This window comes from Nitrincola tapanii (genome assembly GCF_008368715.1).
Lineage (GTDB): Bacteria > Pseudomonadota > Gammaproteobacteria > Pseudomonadales > Balneatricaceae > Nitrincola > Nitrincola tapanii.
Map to the genome: position 1 here is coordinate 293,665 of NZ_SMRS01000003.1, position 16,978 is coordinate 310,642.

The following is a 16,978-nucleotide window of genomic DNA, read 5'->3' on the forward strand; positions in this document are numbered from 1 at the left end:
TGCGCTATTTTAACAGAAGTTAGATCAAGACACAGAAAAACCCGGGCGGCTCAGCAACCACTGAGTCGCCCTTGTCCTGATTAGGGGGTTTCATTCGCCAAGAAGAACCAGGTATCCAAGACAGAATCTGGATTCAGGGACACACTATCGATCCCCTGCTCCATCAACCAGCGCGCCAGATCCGGGTGATCCGACGGGCCTTGACCACAGATACCGATATACTTACCCGACTTGCGACACGCCTGAATGGCCATCGACAACAACATTTTCACTGCGTCATTACGCTCATCAAACAGGTGCGCAATGATGGCCGAGTCACGATCCAATCCCAAAGTCAGTTGGGTTAAATCATTGGAGCCGATCGAGAAACCATCAAAATACTCAAGGAACTGATCGGCCAGCAAGGCATTCGATGGAATCTCACACATCATGATCAGACGCAGACCATTATCTCCGCGCTTAAGACCATGATGCGCCAGCAATTCAACCACCTGGCGTGCTTCCCCTGGCGTACGCACGAAGGGCACCATGATCTCAACGTTCGTGAGCTTCATCTCATCACGCACACGTTTTAAAGCACGGCATTCCAGCTCGAAGCAGTCGCGAAAATTATCCGAGATGTAACGCGCGGCACCGCGAAAGCCCAACATGGGATTCTCTTCCGCCGGTTCATAACGATCACCACCGATCAAATGACCATACTCATTCGACTTAAAGTCGGACATACGTACGATCACCTTACGCGGATAAAAAGCGGCGGCGAGCGTTGAAATCCCCTCAACCAGCTTATCGACATAAAAATCGACCGGGCTGGCATAACCCGAGATGCGCCGTGCAATAATCTGTTTTACATCACGCGGTTGCAGCTCATAGTTCAACAAAGCTTTCGGATGAACACCAATCATACGATTGATGATGAACTCCAAACGCGCCAGACCGACCCCAGCATTCGGTAAGGATTGGAAATCAAATGCACGATCAGGATTCCCGACGTTCATCATAATATCAAAAGGCAGCTGTGGCATGGACTCCACGCTGTTGGTCTGATGCTCAAAAGCCAGCTTGCCTTCATAGGCACGTCCCGTATCTCCTTCGGCACAAGATACCGTTACCAGCTGCTGCGCATTTAAACGCTCCGTTGCATCACCACAACCCACAATAGCCGGGATCCCCAGCTCACGGGCAATGATGGCGGCATGACAGGTACGTCCACCCCGGTTAGTCACGATGGCCGCGGCTTTTTTCATCACCGGCTCCCAGTCGGGATCAGTCATATCCGTCACCAGTACATCACCGGCCTGCACTTCATGCATCTGATCTATGCTCTGCACGATGCGAACAGGCCCGGAGCCGATACGGTGGCCGATGGAACGCCCTTCAACCAGCACCTTGCCTTTTTCTTTGAGCAGATAACGCTCTATCACCGCACTGCTGTTTTGGCTGCGCACGGTTTCCGGACGGGCCTGGACGATATACAGCTCACCATCATCCCCATCTTTAGCCCACTCAATATCCATCGGGCGGCCATAATGCTGCTCGATGATCACCGCAATGCGAGCCAAGGCTTCAACATCGGCATCCTGGATACAGAAACGATCTCGATCGGCGCGCGGCACATCAACCGTTTCGACTGCATTGCCCGCACGCCCTTCTCCGCTATACACCATTTTGATCGCTTTCGAGCCGAGCGTACGGCGTAAAATGGCGGGCGCACCCAACTTCAAAGTTGGCTTGTAGACATAAAACTCATCGGGGTTCACCGCACCCTGCACCACCGTTTCACCCAAACCATAGGCGGCGGTGATAAACACGACGTGCGGAAAGCCGGATTCCGTATCCAGAGTAAACATCACCCCCGATGCCCCTGTCTCACTGCGCACCATGCGCTGAATACCGGCCGACAAAGCCACTTCACTGTGCTCAAAACCACGATGAACACGATAAGAGATGGCGCGATCGTTGTATAAAGAAGCAAACACCTCTTTGATCGCGTGTTTGATATTGTCCAAGCCACGAATATTCAGGAAGGTTTCCTGCTGGCCGGCAAAGGAAGCGTCGGGCAGGTCTTCCGCTGTGGCAGAAGAACGCACAGCCACTGCCATATCGGTACTTTCGCCCAGCATCTCGTAATATGCCGTTTCAATCGCCGCATCCAATTCCGGCTGAAACTCGGCATCGATAATCCACTGGCGGATTTCACGGCCGGTTTCCGCCAGGGCACGCGTATCTTCGACGTTCAAGCAATCAAGGCGTGCCTGAATGCGACCCGCCAGATCCCCATGCTGCAAAAAGTCACGATAGGCCTGTGCGGTGGTGGCAAACCCACCGGGAACCTTGACGCCGGCATCACTGAGCTGATGAATCATCTCACCCAGAGAGGCATTTTTGCCCCCGACCTTATCCACATCCCCCATTCCCGCCTGTTCCAGGCGAATAACATAGTCCTGCAAGGTCCATTCTCCTGTGATAACGCTGTATGCTTTGATGTAATTTTTTATAATGTCGTCAGTGTTAAAATCTTCGGCTGATCATACTGCAGTTAAATGGAAAAATCCCGATCTGCAGAGGCTTGTAATTTAATTACATTACATCCTAACGCCCAGATTCGCGCAGATGCGATCCAGCCCGACCCAAGCCCTCAGGAGCTGATTTAATTGAAAAAACGTACCGCTTTTTTTATTTCCGATGGCACCGGCATCACCGCTGAAACCCTCGGCAATAGTTTATTGACGCAGTTTGAAGGCATCCATTTTGAGATGATCACCCTGCCCTACATCGATACGCTCGACAAAGCTCAGAATGTGGTTGAAAAAATCAACAGCGCCACCGCACAGGATGGCGAGCTGGCGATCGTGTTTGACACGATTGTAAATCCTGCCATACGTGAAAAAGTGGCCAGCAGCCAAGCGTTTAAAATTGACGTATTTGAATCTTTCCTTAAACCGCTGGAACATGAGCTGCAGTTACACTCCTCCTATTCTGTGGGGAAATCCCATGCCATTAATGAGAGCAGTCGTTACAAAGAGCGTATCGCTTCGGTGAACTTCGCCCTGGACAATGATGACGGCGGTCGCATTCAACAGTACGGCAAGGCAGATCTTATTTTGGTCGGTGTTTCACGCTGCGGCAAAACGCCGACCTGTTTATATATGGCTCTGCAATTCGGCATACGCGCGGCCAACTATCCAATCACGATCGATGATCTGGAGCGCTCCGGTCTACCGGATGTGTTGATGCAACATCGCAATAAACTGTTTGGCTTGACCATCGACCCCTTTCACCTCGCGGCCATTCGCCATGAACGCCGCCCCAACAGCCGTTATGCCTCGCTCGAACAGTGTGAGTTTGAGGTCCGTGAGGTTGAGCGGCGTTTTGCTCAACTCGGCATCGGCACCATCAACACCACTCACTTTTCAGTGGAAGAGATCGCAACACGAATTATGGCGGATGCGGGGCTCACACGGCGCATCGTCTAGCCCGCCGCACTTAGTTCTCAAGCCCGAGCTTTTTCAAACGATATCTCAGGGTTCGAAACGAGATGCCTAACAAGCGTGCTGCAGCCGTTTTATTCTGCTCAGCACGCTTGAGGCCTTCACGCAAAATCTCACACTCCAAGGCTTCGAGATAAGCCTCCAGACCCAGTGCCTGCACCTGATCAAAATCAAAGGCTTGTGCCATTGAAGCGGGCGTGGCCGTTTTCACTGAACGCTGTAGATAAAGATCGCCAACATCCAAGACACTGCCCTCACAGAGGGTTAACGCACGCTCAAGAATATTCTCCAGCTCACGAACATTTCCGGGATAAGGCCAAGTGGCTAGCGCCTGGCGTGCCGCGGTGGTCAAGGATAAGGGGGGGATTTGCATTTCCGCACAGAGTTTAGTGATGAAATGATCGGTCAAAATGGGAATATCGTCCGTTCTTTCCCGCAGAGGCGGTAGATGCAGTTGAATCACATGAATACGATAAAAAAGATCTTCGCGAAAACGCCCGCGTTGTACCTGCTCTGCCAAATCCTGGTGCGAGGCACTGAGGATACGCACATCGACCGCTTCCTCTTGCTGGGCCCCCACCGGCCTGACCGCTTTTTCTTGAATCGCACGCAACAACTTTACTTGCATCTCAAGCGGCAAATCCGCAACCTCGTCTAAAAATAAGGTTCCGCCCTGCGCAGCTTGAAATAAACCTGCCTTATTCTGCATGGCGCCGGTAAAGCTCCCTTTACGATGACCAAACAGCTCACTTTCCACGAGATCAGCGGGAATCGCCCCACAGTTAACCGCGATAAAGGGTTGATCGGCTCTCGGGCCGAGATGATGGATTAAGCGCGCTACACGCTCTTTGCCGGTACCCGACTCACCACTGAGATAAACCGGCGCTTGGCTACGCGCCAACTTGCCTGCCGTACGACGCAACTGCTCCATGGCTTGTGAAACGCCCAACAACTGCGGCCCCTGCGCAGGCAAAACCGGTTCTTGCAAACGCAGAGCCGAGGTCACTAAGGTGCGCAACACCGGTAGTTCGATGGGCTTATTCAAAAAATCAAAAGCGCCCGCTTTTAAGGCTTCAATCGCCATTTCCATATTGCCATGTGCCGTAATCATCGCCACCGGCACCCCAGGGCAAGACTGCTGAATAAAGCGTATCACCTCCATACCGCTGCCATCCGGTAACCGCATATCGGTTAAACACAAATGAATCGGTTCCGCATTTTTAGAAGACGCCGCTTGCAAACGCGCCAAGGCTTGCTCCAAGGTTTCCGCTTCTAAGCAGTCAATATTCATACGCCTAAGCGTCATCACCAACAATTCGCGGATCGCCGGTTCGTCATCCACAATTAACACACGCGGCTTCACTTCAGCCGCCACCCGACCCGGTGAACTGAATGGATTCATGCTGAGTCCTGTGCACTCTCGCTACAATTAAAAGTCAAACGAAAACAGGCTCCACCCGTTTCCTGCTCACGATAGCTTAACTCTGCTTGATTCGCTTGTGCCAGCTCACGCGAGAGATATAAGCCTAAGCCTGTGCCTTTAGCGACGGTGGTATAAAAGGGTTCAAACAGTTGATCACGTTGTGCTTTAGGGACTCCCGGCCCTGTATCACAAACCTCCAAAAAAGCGCGCGTTGCGGTCAAACGAGCAAGTTTAAGCACGACCTTTGCCTCACCTTCACCTTGTAACGCATGGCGCACGGCATTCACACAGAGGTTAGTGAGAATACGCTGTAAGTGCAGAGCATCAAACCAAGCACGCGTTTGTGCTGACCAGCCCCCCTCACCTTGCACCGCTTCACTCTCAAGCTCTAGATCCAAACTGACTTCAGTGTGCAAGGAGTGAAACTCCTGTACAAATCTAGGTAGCCATAGCGTCAAATCCAGCGCCTGTGGTTCCTGTCGATTACTGCGCCCAAGCTGCAGCACATCTTCTACAATTTGATTAATGCGCTGACTTTGTTCGGCAATGATTTGCGTCAAGCGCTGATCTTCTGCACAGAGCGACGGGCTTTCTTGTAACAGGCTACCGGCGTGATGAATCGCACTGAGTGGATTGCGGATTTCATGAGCAATACTTGCCGTTAAACGCCCCAAAGCGGCCAGTTTCAACTGCTGTGCCTGCTCCTCGACCGCTTCCGCTTGCTCCAATAGCATGAGTACAGCATGGCGTCCCTGCGCTCTATTCACCTCACCAAAAGGCAAAATCTGCATCAATATTCGCCCCTGCGGGAGCAATAACAATTTACGTGCCGGGCGTGCTTCCAAATGATGCTTCCAGAGTTGCAGTTGTAGATTCAACTCTACTGAATATTCACTGAGCGCTTGCCCCAAGGGTTTATCCTGGATCTGTAAGAGATCTCGCGCCATCTGGTTAACCAAGCGCACCTGGCCTGTTTGCCCTACGACGATCACGCCTGTGGCCATCTTCTGTATCACAAAATCGGTTAGGCGTGAGATGTTCTCCAGATCAATCCCGCGCTGCTGCGCCAACAACTCCTGATCCTGAGCACGTTTACTCAGCACTTGCGCCAAGAGTGCTGTGACAAACAAGGTCAGCCCCAAAAGTCCCGCTAAGGGATAACTGATTTGCCCCTGGCTCAGCATCAAATCGCGATAAAGCCCTTCGGCCAACACGGCTAAAGAGGCTAAGGCGGCGAAAAAAAACGCCATACGCCCACTGGCCAGCATGCCAGCGTTTGCCACACTAATCACCAACAGCATGCCGACGCCACTGCTGACACCACCACTGGCAAACATCAACAGACTGATAAACAGAATATCGATGAGGCAATACAGCGTATTTTGCAGGGCAAAACCCAACACCGGACGCCAAAGTGGGTAGAGCATCACACAGCTGAGCACCAGATACACCAGGGTGACGGCCAAAAAGAGTTGAGGGGCTTCCTGACCAAACATCGCTGGCAGATAACCGCTGATGCCCAGAAACAGCAGCAGTAGTGCCAATAAGAGTCGATAAATGGCGACTAGCCTGAGAATGCGCCAAAGGCGTAGTGGGGGTTCAATCAAGCGTTCGAATCCTTGCTGTAGGACAATTGATAACTTGTCTTTTCTGTGTTTTGATTGCTTCGGCGATAATTATAAGCGCAAATAGGGAGTTAAGGTGGCACAAGGCGCACAACCACTGAGCGGTCTGGCGAAACGACTCGTTGCAGACGGCGTATTTTCAAACGATGTTGCTCTCGATGCGCTGAATAAATCCCGCGCTGAAAACCAACCCTTTGTCAGTTACATCATCCGCCAACGCCTCGTCAGTGCGCATCGCGCTGCCTCAGCCGCCGCCGAAGAGTTTGGCCTTCCTCTGCTTGACCTGAATGTTATCCCTAACGACTCTTTCCCAAGGGACATCATCTCCGACGCTCTTGTTGGCAAGCATCATATGCTCCCGCTGATGAAGCGCGAGAATCGTCTGTATGTCGCGGTCGCCGATCCGACTAATCTTCAGGGTGTGGATGAGATTAAATTCCACACGGGTGTCATCACCGAAGTGGTGATCGTCGAGGAAGATAAGCTCGCAGTCGCTTTAGAGAAATATTTAGATCAACAGCAAAACACAGCTCTAGATGATTTAGATGATGCTGACCTCGATAATATCAATATAGAAGACGCGCAGGCCAATAAAGAGGAAGAAAGCGCCGAAGATGCCGCCAGTGATGCCCCCATCGTTCGTTTCATTAACAAGGTGCTCATGGATGCCATCAAGACCGGTGCTTCCGATATTCACTTTGAGCCTTATGAAAAGACTTATCGCGTCCGCTGCCGTATCGATGGTATTTTGCAAGAGGTGCACAAGCCTCCCCTGAACCTCTCTTCACGCCTAGCGGCACGCTTAAAAGTCATGTCGAATATGGATATCTCTGAGCGCCGAGTGCCTCAGGATGGCCGTATCAAAATGAAAATTTCGAAAAATCGCTCCATCGACTTTCGTGTGAACACCCTGCCGACCCTTTGGGGTGAAAAAATTGTACTGCGTATTCTCGACCCCAGCAGCGCCAAAATTGGTGTCGAAGCACTGGGGTTTGAACCCGACCAGAAAGAAGCTTATTTGCGGGTTCTTAACCAACCTCAAGGGATGATCCTGGTCACCGGCCCCACCGGTTCCGGTAAAACTGTGACCCTCTATACCGGCCTGAATATCCTCAACACCTCAGAACGCAACATCTCAACGGCGGAAGATCCGGTTGAGATCAACATGGACGGTATTAACCAAGTACATGTGAACACCAAGGTTGGCCTGACTTTCGCCGAAGCCCTGCGCTCTTTCTTACGCCAGGACCCGGACGTGGTCATGGTCGGTGAGATACGTGACCTGGAAACGGCAGAGATTGCGATCAAAGCCGCGCAAACAGGCCACATGGTCCTTTCTACACTACACACCAACAGCGCACCCGAAACCCTGACACGTTTGCGCAACATGGGGGTTCCGGCCTTTAACGTCGCCACCTCGGTCAGTTTGATTATTGCGCAGCGTCTTGGGCGGCGTTTATGTGAATCCTGCAAAAAACCCACTACACTTCCAGAAGCCACCCTACTTGAAGAAGGGTTTACGCTAGAGCAGATCCCTAAGTTGCATTTGTTTGAAGCCAACCATGAGGGTTGCCCTAAGTGTAATAAGGGTTACAAAGGGCGTGTGGGGATTTATGAGATGCTGGCCATGACGCCAGAAATCGCAGAATGTATTATGGAAAATGGCAACTCGCTGGATATTCTTCGTGTGGCACGCGAGCAAGGGTTTCGAACCCTACGCCAATCCGGTTTACTCAAAGTCGCCAACGGCCTCACCAGCCTCGAAGAAATGAACCGCGTGATTAAAACCTGATACGGGAAGCTACGTCGATGGCAAACGCCGCCACCAAGGAAAAAAAGAAACTTACCTTTAACTGGGAAGGTAAGGATCGCAGCGGGAACAGAAGCAAAGGCAAAATCGATGCTGAAAACATCGCGGCCGCCAAAGCCTTATTACGTAAGCAGGGCATCAATCCCGGCAAGGTCGCAAAACAAAGTTCATTTAGCCTGTTTAACAGCAAAGCGAAACCGATCAAGCCTCTAGATATCGCCTTTTTCACGCGCCAGATGGCGACCATGATGAAATCCGGTGTCCCTCTGATTCAGGGATTGGAAATCGTGGCCAACGGTGCAGAAAAAATTAAGCTTAAAGAGCTGATTTACGAAATTCGCGGCGATGTGAGCAGTGGCACTGACTTCTCTACAGCACTAAGTCGCCACCCTAAATACTTCGACGACCTGACCTGCTCGCTCGTGCGCGCGGGTGAACAATCCGGCGCATTGGAAACCATGCTGGATCGTATCGCCACCTACAAAGAAAAGATTGAATCCCTCAAGGCAAAAATCAAAAAAGCCATGACCTATCCAGCCGCCGTGGTCGTGGTAGGTATCGTGGTATCTGCCATCCTGCTGGTTAAAGTCGTGCCTCAGTTTCAGGACATCTTCCGCAGTTTTGGTGCCGATCTTCCCGCCTTTACTCTGTTTGTGATCGGCTTGTCGGACATTGCGCAGAAATACTGGTTTATTGTGCTGCTTGCGGCGATTGCAGCGGGTTTCGGTTTCACCAAACTGCGCGAGAAATCACAAAAGTTTTCTGATTTTGTGGATCGCAGCGTACTCAAAATTCCAGTGCTGGGTGAAATTCTCTACAAGGCTGCCATTGCACGCTTTACGCGCACCCTCTCCACCACCTTTGCGGCAGGAGTTCCGTTAGTCGCAGCCCTGGACTCTGCCTCAGGTGCGGCGGGTAACGTGGTTTTCCGCACTGCCATCATCCAGATTCGTAACGGCGTCTCTACCGGCCAGTCCTTACAAAATGCCGTCAATATGACCGGCATTTTCCCAGCCATGGTGACACAGATGATTGCCATCGGCGAAGAGGCCGGTTCTCTCGACACCATGCTGGACAAGATCGCCTCCTTCTATGAAGAAGAGGTCGATAACGCCGTCGACAACCTCTCCAGCCTCCTGGAACCCATGATCATGGTCGTACTGGGTACGCTCGTAGGTGGTTTGGTCATTGCCATGTACCTACCGATCTTCCAGCTTGGCAATGTTGTGTAAATGCAATCCTATAGGTTGAGTTTGCTACACAACCTGACCAAGCTGATTAATCTGTTCAGCCTATAGACTTAGGAATCCCTGCTTTGATGATCTGGTTTGAGTTACTCCCCGCGCAGTCCTTGCTGGCTGTCGCGCTCACCTTTGTTTTTAGCCTACTGATTGGCAGCTTTTTAAATGTTGTGATCTATCGCCTACCCATCATGATGGAGCGCGAATGGCAGGCGGCTCTGGAAGACAGTCACGCCGCAGGCGAGACGGCGAAGGCGGAGTCAACTTTTAACCTCGCGACGCCACGCTCCGCCTGCCGCAACTGTGGTCATCAAATTGCCTGGTATGAAAACATCCCACTGTTGAGCTGGCTTTGGCTGAAAGGACGTTGCAGTGCGTGTCAAACACCGATTTCGATGCGTTATCCGTGCGTCGAACTCTTAAGCGCCCTTCTGGTTGCGATTATCGTCTGGCAATTTGGGTTAAATACCCTTTCCATTTCACTGATGTTGTTGACTTGGGCCTTAATTACCCTCTCTTTTATCGATATCGACCACCATCTTCTACCCGATGCGATCACCTTGCCATTACTCTGGTTGGGATTGTTGCTAAATAGCTTTGAGCTGTTTACACGACTGGATGATGCGGTTTGGGGTGCTGCGCTGGGCTACCTCATCCTCTGGGGGGTTTACTGGCTGTTTAAGCTCATTACGGGCAAGGAAGGAATGGGGTATGGAGACTTTAAGCTGCTAGCAGCTCTAGGGGCCTGGGGCGGTGTCGCCACCTTACCTCTTGTCATCCTTTTCTCATCTGTAGCAGGCGTGTTACTGGCCGGACTTTTAATTCTGTTACGCAAACATGATGCCGCCAATCCTCTGCCCTTTGGCCCCTATTTAGCGATTGCGGGCTGGGTTGCCATCCTGTGGGGCGGCCCCATCGTCACCTGGTACCTGGGTTAAATCAGGGAGCTAAATCAGGGGGTTAAATCAGTGCGGTAGAACTGAGCCCCCGCGCAGCACATTAATATTCACCCAACTGCCCACATCAAAACAATGATGGCTCGGTGCGATGACACAATACTGCACGCCGTCCTGCTCCAGCGTGTAAAAGTAATCATGCCCACGAAACTCACGGGAAATCACACGCGCCGCCGCATCACAGGTCGGCGCTGGACTCAAATGCAGATCCTCAGGGCGCAGAGATAAACGCACCTGGCCGACCACACCCGGCTCAATCTGCAGATCCCCCAGTGCCGTTTTGACCAAACCATTATCGGCATCCCCATACAGCAGATTTGTATGGCCCAGAAAACGTGCGACAAAGGCGTTAGAGGGATACTGATAAACATGCTGCGGAGTATCCAACTGCTCCAGACGACCGGCATTCATCACGCCGACCTGATCGGCAAAGGTGAGCGCCTCAGCTTGATCATGGGTCACTAATATCACCGTTGTGCCGGAACGCTTAAACAACGCCCGCATCTCATTACGTGTCGTTTCACGCAACGAAGCATCCAGATTAGAGAAAGGCTCATCGAGAAGAACCAGATCCGGCTCCGCCGCCAGAGTACGTGCCAGCGCAACGCGTTGCTGCTGTCCACCTGAAAGCTCATTCGGATAGCGGTTTTCCAAGCCCTGCAACCCCATCAGCTCCAACCAATAACGCGTCTTGGCCGGACGCTCGCGCTTAGCAAGATGGCGCATGGCAAACGCCACATTCTGCGCAATCGTCATATGCGGGAAGAGTGCATAGTCCTGAAACACAAAACCGATTTTGCGTGCCTGAGGTGACAAGCGCGTCACATCCTGGCCTTGCAAAAGAATCTGACCGGAATCCGGCTGCTCGAACCCAGCAATCATGCGCAAGGTGGTGGTTTTACCACATCCACTCGGACCTAAAAGCGCCAGAATATCGCCCTTATGTAGGGTAAACGAAATGCCGTTGACCGCCGCCCGCTCCCCCTGGCGAAACAGCTTGGTGAGTTGATTCACCTCTATCTGCACTTCAGGTGAGTGGCGAGGATCTTCGATTTCAACGCCACCCTGACCTAACAGACTTTGACTCATCGCGCCCCCTTTTGAGCTTCTCGATTCAGCACCATACCCACGGACAACCCTGAAAATAAGACGATGGCGGCCGCAAAAGGTGCCGCTTCCGCCATCAAGCCTTCCGTTGTACGCGAAAACACCGTGACCGCCAAGGTCGAGTAACCGGTAGGCGCCAATAAAAAGGTAATAGGTAACTCTTTCATACAGAAAAGGAAAACCAGCGCCAAAGCCGCCAAGACCGCGCGTCTTAAGCGCGGGAAAACCACATGCCAGAAGGTTGCAGCCGGCGTATAACCCAGTGCATAGGCCGCCTCTTCCGTACTGGGACGCATCTGTAACAACGCACTGCGGATCGGCCCCATAGCCAAGGCCAGGGTAGCAATCGTCCAAGCAATGATGAGTAAACCTAGAGTCTGGTAGAAGAAGAAGGCGGTCTGCAAGGCAAAAAACACCATCGCCAACCCCAGGGTTAAAGGAGGCAAGGCATAGCCTATATAAGCACTCCGTTCCAGCAGGCGCGTCACGCTAGACGGATAACGCACCGACAGGAAACACAAAGGCAAAGCCAAAACGACCGCGAGCAGCGCGGCTGGCATAGCCGCTAAAGCGGAATGCATGAAGGTCACGGGCACCTGCCAAAACACACTGATATCCGGTGGTGCCAAGAACAACCAATAGCCCAGCATCGCCACCGGCATCCCGATTGAAGCCATAAACACAAAGGCCACATAGAGCCAAGCCAAGGGTTGCCAAGCTCCCAGAGGCTTCGGAGAAACCGCACGCCCGACACCACTTCCGACACTGGCTAAGCGTTTACGCTTGAGCACATAGGCTTCCATCAACAGAAACATCCCGGCGAGAGCCAAGAGCATTATGCTTAACCAAGCCGCATAGATACGATCAAAAGCACCGGAATACTGAGTGAAAATCGCATAGCTGAAGGCTTCATAGCGCATAAGCGCCACCGCCCCAAAATCCCCAAGCACATACAAGCCCACCACCAGATAACCCGCTAAAATCGCAGGCAAAAGGTGGGGCAGTATCACTTTCAACAACACCTCCCAACGCGAATATCCCAAACTCTGCGCACTTTCTTCCAGAGAGGTATCCAGCCCCATTAAAGCCGCACGCAAATTCAGAAAGAGGTAAGGAAAGGTGTACAGAGACAAGGCCCAGACTGCCCCCCAATAACCCGAAATATTAGCGATGCGGATACCAAAAAGCTGTGAAAGCACACCCAGGTTGCCACCAATCCCCAACAAGGCATAGGCCATGACATAACCCGGCACGGCTAAGGGCACCACGGCTAACACCGTCAACCAACCTTTAGCCGCAATCGTGGTTCGAGTGACCAACCAAGCCAAGGGGAAGGCCAAAAAGCTACAAATCATCAGAACCCCTGCCGTTAACAGCAAAGTATTCCATAGCAACTCTAGATTACGCGGACGAAAAACCAGCTCAAGCAACTGATCCGGCTGTGCCTGACCGGCACGCACGAAAAGATAAACAAGCGGAATGAACATGCAGACCGCTACAAAAATAGCGGGCACGAGAAGAAAAATAGGCGGCCGTTTGCGTAATAATAATGGGCCGGTTGAACTGATTTGGGCGTCTGGGTGACTCATTACTGCTCACTGTAGCCGAAATAAAAAACGCCCCAAGATGTCACCATCTCTAAAAAAGCAAAAGCCAATGCCGAAGACACTGGCTTGAGTAACACTTTTAAACTCCAGAGCTAGGGGCAAAAGCTCTAGAGTCAAACTTACAGCATATTCGCATCACGCAGCAGCTTCAGAGTGCCTTCTAGATCAGCCAGGGCATCCAGATCAATCTCAGGTGCCAGCTCTAACAGATCATCCAGCTCCCCCATCACAGGGTTAGCGATGATACCGGGAACCACTGGATACTCGCTCACCGAAGAGACGAAGTACTGCTGTGCCGCAGGTGATAACATGTACTCGACGAATTTCTGAGCTTCTGCTTTGTTTTTGCTGCTTTTCAGGACACCGATACCGGCCACATTCACCAGGTTACCGATATCGCCTTTCGCAAAATACGCCTGTTTGGCTGGGAATTCTGGATTAAAGGCCACAAAGCGAGGCAAATAATAATTATTTACCAGTGCAAAGTCTATCTCACCATCACCAATTGCCTGTACCTGAGTCGTATTGTTGCGGTAGACCTTAGGCTCATTGGCCTTCAAGCCTTTCAGCCACTCCAGCGTTTTCGCATCGCCGTGCTGTACACGCATCGCCGTCACAAAGGATTGGAACCCGCCATTCGTCGGCGCATAACCTATGCGGCCTTTATACTTCGCATCGGTCAGATCAAAAATAGAAGCAGGAATCTCCGCTTCACTGGCACGCTCAGTCGAATAAGCGATCACACGTGAACGACCACTGGCCGCCACCCACTGGCCTGTTTTACTGGTGAAAATGCCCGGCAGATCTTTATAAATACTCTCTGGCAGTGGCGCTAACAAGCCCGCATTGCTCAAAGCTCCCATCGCGCCGGCATCCTGACCCCAGTAAACATCGGCTGGTGAGCGTGCCCCCTCCTCCTGGAGCAAGACCGCTAGCTGCGCTGTATCACCGTAACGCACATTAACTTTAATGCCGCTTTCTTTTTCAAACTGCTGAATGATCGGCTGCACCATGGCCTCACCACGGCCTGAATACAACGTCAAGCTGGACGCCGATGCCAAAGGCGCCAACACCATTGAACCCATAAGAGCCAAACCGGCCAGGATTTTCTTCTGCATGATTTATCCTTACTACGAGGGTTGATTAACACATTACGTCTTAAAAACAATAACCGGAATTATTCTCACTTATATTGCGCCCGTCAAGCGCAAGTGAGATTGATTTTTATTTAAATTAAACTATTGGTACAGCAAGCAGGATCAATTCAATCTATTAGATGCCGAAGATCTGCATCTTAGACGCTTCGTCTTTAGCCATTGGTCTATAGAATGACGGTATAAAGTTCTAGTCACTTTCTGTAGAATACCGCCTGTAGTTTTTTTACTAGAAAAGAATAATTCGTGCCAAAACGAGCATAATAACGCCTTAGTTTCCAACCACAGGCACTCAGCCATGCAACTTGGGGAATAAAATGACAGATAAGAGTCCAAAAATTATCTACACTCTGACCGATGAAGCACCTGCGCTTGCTACCGCATCTCTGCTTCCTATCATCAGAACCTTCACCGCTCCAGCCGGCATCAGTGTAGAAACCAGTGATATTTCCGTTGCAGCCCGTATTCTTGCAACCTTCCCCGAATACCTCAGCGAAGATCAGCGTGTTGTCGATACTCTAGCTGAACTGGGCGAAATGACCCACGATCCGCACGCCAACATCATCAAACTGCCTAACGTCAGCGCCTCCATTCCACAGTTAAAGGCAGCGATTGCTGAACTCCAGTCTCAGGGCTACAAAATACCGTCTTACCCAGATGAGCCTGCAACCGACGCTGAACGTGACATCCAGGGCCGTTATGCCAAGATCCTCGGCTCTGCCGTCAACCCCGTTCTGCGTCAGGGTAACTCCGACCGTCGCGCACCGGCTGCAGTAAAAGCCTATGCGCGTAAATTCCCTCACTCTATGGGGAAATGGAGTGCTGCGTCGCGCTCCCATGCTGCTTATATGAAAGGTGGCGATTTCTACTCTAGCGAGCAATCCATCACTCTGCCGGAAGAAACCGACGTGCGTATCGAGTTTGTCGGTCAAGACGGCAAGGTCGAAGTGAAAAAAGAACTGCACCTGGAGAAAGGTGAAGTTCTGGACTCTATGTTCATGAGCGCTAAAGCGCTGCGCAAATTCTTCGAAGACACGCTGGAAGATTGCCGTGAAACCGGCGTGATGTGGTCACTGCACGTTAAAGCCACCATGATGAAGGTGTCTCACCCTATCGTATTTGGTCACGCAGTAACCGTTTTCTACAAAGATCTGTTCGAAAAACACGGCAAGCTGTTTGAAGAACTGGGCGTCAATCCAAACAACGGTTTGAGCAGCGTCTACGACAAGATCAAAGCTCTGCCAGATTCTCAGCAGGAAGAGATCCTCAAAGACATTCACGCCTGCTATGCCAATCGTCCAGAAATGGCGATGGTGGATTCTGTTAAAGGTATCACCAACCTGCACATTCCAAGTGACGTGATCGTTGATGCTTCTATGCCAGCAATGATTCGTAACTCTGGTCAGATGTGGGGCCCGGATGGCAAGGCTAAAGATACTAAAGCCGTGATGCCAGAAAGTACCTATGCACGCATCTATCAGGAAATGATCAACTTCTGCAAAACCAACGGCGCGTTTGATCCGACTACTATGGGCACCGTACCTAACGTAGGTCTGATGGCGATGAAAGCAGAAGAGTACGGCTCACACGACAAAACCTATGAACTGAAAGCCGACGGCATCATGCGTGTTGTCGATGCCAAAGACGGCAGCGTGCTGATGCAGCACAAGGTTGAGAAAGGCGACATCTGGCGTGCCTGCCAGACTAAAGACGCAGCGATCCGTGACTGGGTTAAACTGGCGGTAACACGTTCACGTCAATCCAACACCCCTGCGATCTTCTGGCTGGACAAAGAGCGTGCGCACGATGCTCAGCTGCGTCTGAAAGTCGAAGCTTACCTGAAAGAGCACGACACCACAGGCTTGGATATCCGTATTAACTCTTACATCCCTGCGATCCGTCGCACGATGGAGCGTTTGATCCGTGGTAAAGACACCATCTCTGTTACCGGTAACGTACTGCGTGATTACCTGACCGACCTCTTCCCAATCATGGAACTGGGCACTTCAGCGAAAATGCTGTCTATCGTGCCGATGTTGGCCGGTGGTGGCATGTACGAAACCGGTGCAGGCGGTTCCGCACCTAAGCACGTACAGCAGCTGGTTGAAGAAAACCACCTGCGTTGGGATTCACTGGGTGAGTTCCTGGCCCTAGCCGTTTCCCTGGAAGAGCTGGGCATCAAAGAAAACAACCCACGCGCTAAAGTCCTGGCCAAGGCCTTGGATAAAGCCACGGAAAAACTGCTGGAGAACAACAAGTCTCCATCACGTCGTACCGGCGAGCTGGACAACCGTGGCAGCCACTTCTACCTAGCCATGTACTGGGCGCAGGAAGTGGCAGCTCAGGACGATGATGCAGAACTGAAAGCCAAGTTTGCACCTCTGGCGCAAACGCTGACTGAAAACGAAGCGAAAATCGTTGAAGAGCTGAATGCGGTTCAAGGCAAGCCTGCGGATATCGGGGGTTACTACCACGCTGACCCAGAAAAAACCAAAGCGGTTATGCGTCCAAGCGCTACATTGAATGCCGCACTGGCGAGCATGAAAGGCTAAGCAACTGCCTTG

Annotated in this window: 11 protein-coding genes; 5 read left to right on the top strand and 6 right to left on the bottom strand. The window is 51.7% G+C overall.

The genetic code is table 11. The features are described 5' to 3' along the window. Positions 1-80: 80 nt before the first annotated feature. Complete coding sequence (gene ppsA / locus E1H14_RS05740; RefSeq protein WP_149390487.1) at positions 81-2,450, bottom strand: phosphoenolpyruvate synthase; 2,370 nt, start codon at positions 2,448-2,450, stop codon at positions 81-83. 204 nt (positions 2,451-2,654) lie between these two features. Here ppsA and ppsR point away from each other — a divergent pair, with 204 nt between their 5' ends. Further along, positions 2,655-3,476, top strand: coding sequence for a posphoenolpyruvate synthetase regulatory kinase/phosphorylase PpsR (ppsR, locus tag E1H14_RS05745; RefSeq protein WP_149390488.1), 822 nt, complete (start codon positions 2,655-2,657; stop codon positions 3,474-3,476). A 10-nt stretch (positions 3,477-3,486) separates the two neighbouring features. Here the strand turns inward: ppsR and E1H14_RS05750 are convergent, their stop codons facing one another. Further along, on the bottom strand, positions 3,487-4,893 hold the full coding sequence (locus E1H14_RS05750) for a sigma-54-dependent transcriptional regulator (RefSeq protein ID WP_149390489.1): 1,407 nt from the start codon (positions 4,891-4,893) through the stop codon (positions 3,487-3,489). Further along, positions 4,890-6,521 carry a sensor histidine kinase gene (locus tag E1H14_RS05755; RefSeq protein ID WP_149390490.1) on the bottom strand — a complete coding sequence of 544 codons (1,632 nt, stop codon included), beginning with the start codon at positions 6,519-6,521 and terminating at the stop codon, positions 4,890-4,892. Before E1H14_RS05755 ends, E1H14_RS05750 begins: the two co-directional genes overlap by 4 nt. 94 nt (positions 6,522-6,615) lie before the next feature. On the opposite strand from E1H14_RS05755, the gene pilB reads away from it, so the two are divergent. The 3 genes from pilB (at position 6,616) to E1H14_RS05770 (ending at position 10,528) form a co-directional block, all read left to right on the top strand. Then, positions 6,616-8,331, top strand: coding sequence for a type IV-A pilus assembly ATPase PilB (gene pilB / locus E1H14_RS05760; protein ID WP_149390491.1), 1,716 nt, complete (start codon positions 6,616-6,618; stop codon positions 8,329-8,331). A 17-nt stretch (positions 8,332-8,348) separates the two neighbouring features. Next, the gene (locus E1H14_RS05765; protein WP_149390492.1) at positions 8,349-9,581 is read left to right on the top strand and encodes a type II secretion system F family protein; all 1,233 of its coding nucleotides are present in this window, start codon (positions 8,349-8,351) and stop codon (positions 9,579-9,581) included. An 86-nt stretch (positions 9,582-9,667) separates the two neighbouring features. Further along, positions 9,668-10,528 carry a prepilin peptidase gene (locus tag E1H14_RS05770; RefSeq protein ID WP_149390493.1) on the top strand — a complete coding sequence of 287 codons (861 nt, stop codon included), beginning with the start codon at positions 9,668-9,670 and terminating at the stop codon, positions 10,526-10,528. 27 nt (positions 10,529-10,555) lie between these two features. Here E1H14_RS05770 and E1H14_RS05775 read toward each other — a convergent pair whose 3' ends face one another. The 3 genes from E1H14_RS05775 to E1H14_RS05785 all read right to left on the bottom strand — a co-directional run bounded on the left by E1H14_RS05775 (position 10,556) and on the right by E1H14_RS05785 (position 14,378). Further along, positions 10,556-11,635: an ABC transporter ATP-binding protein gene (locus E1H14_RS05775; protein ID WP_149390494.1), complete on the bottom strand. Its 1,080-nt coding sequence runs from the start codon at positions 11,633-11,635 to the stop codon at positions 10,556-10,558. After that, on the bottom strand, positions 11,632-13,242 hold the full coding sequence (locus E1H14_RS05780; RefSeq protein ID WP_200834043.1) for an ABC transporter permease: 1,611 nt from the start codon (positions 13,240-13,242) through the stop codon (positions 11,632-11,634). The genes E1H14_RS05775 and E1H14_RS05780 overlap by 4 nt, the downstream gene beginning before the upstream one ends. A gap of 137 nt (positions 13,243-13,379) precedes the next feature. Next, complete coding sequence (locus E1H14_RS05785; RefSeq protein WP_149390495.1) at positions 13,380-14,378, bottom strand: iron ABC transporter substrate-binding protein; 999 nt, start codon at positions 14,376-14,378, stop codon at positions 13,380-13,382. Positions 14,379-14,731: 353 nt separating this feature from the next. Here E1H14_RS05785 and E1H14_RS05790 point away from each other — a divergent pair, with 353 nt between their 5' ends. Next, positions 14,732-16,966, top strand: a complete 2,235-nt coding sequence (locus tag E1H14_RS05790) for an NADP-dependent isocitrate dehydrogenase (RefSeq protein WP_149390496.1) — start codon at positions 14,732-14,734, stop codon at positions 16,964-16,966. Positions 16,967-16,978 lie beyond the last annotated feature (12 nt).

What these genes read in the sequence shown, in the direction of transcription:
- E1H14_RS05790 (WP_149390496.1), top strand. Translation starts at nt 14,732, where the DNA reads ATGACAGATAAGAGTCCAAAAATTATCTACACTCTGACCGATGAAGCA.
- E1H14_RS05780 (WP_200834043.1), bottom strand. Translation starts at nt 13,242, where the DNA reads ATGAGTCACCCAGACGCCCAAATCAGTTCAACCGGCCCATTATTATTA.
- E1H14_RS05750 (WP_149390489.1), bottom strand. Translation starts at nt 4,893, where the DNA reads ATGAATCCATTCAGTTCACCGGGTCGGGTGGCGGCTGAAGTGAAGCCG.
- E1H14_RS05775 (WP_149390494.1), bottom strand. Translation starts at nt 11,635, where the DNA reads ATGAGTCAAAGTCTGTTAGGTCAGGGTGGCGTTGAAATCGAAGATCCT.
- E1H14_RS05785 (WP_149390495.1), bottom strand. Translation starts at nt 14,378, where the DNA reads ATGCAGAAGAAAATCCTGGCCGGTTTGGCTCTTATGGGTTCAATGGTG.
- E1H14_RS05765 (WP_149390492.1), top strand. Translation starts at nt 8,349, where the DNA reads ATGGCAAACGCCGCCACCAAGGAAAAAAAGAAACTTACCTTTAACTGG.
- E1H14_RS05770 (WP_149390493.1), top strand. Translation starts at nt 9,668, where the DNA reads ATGATCTGGTTTGAGTTACTCCCCGCGCAGTCCTTGCTGGCTGTCGCG.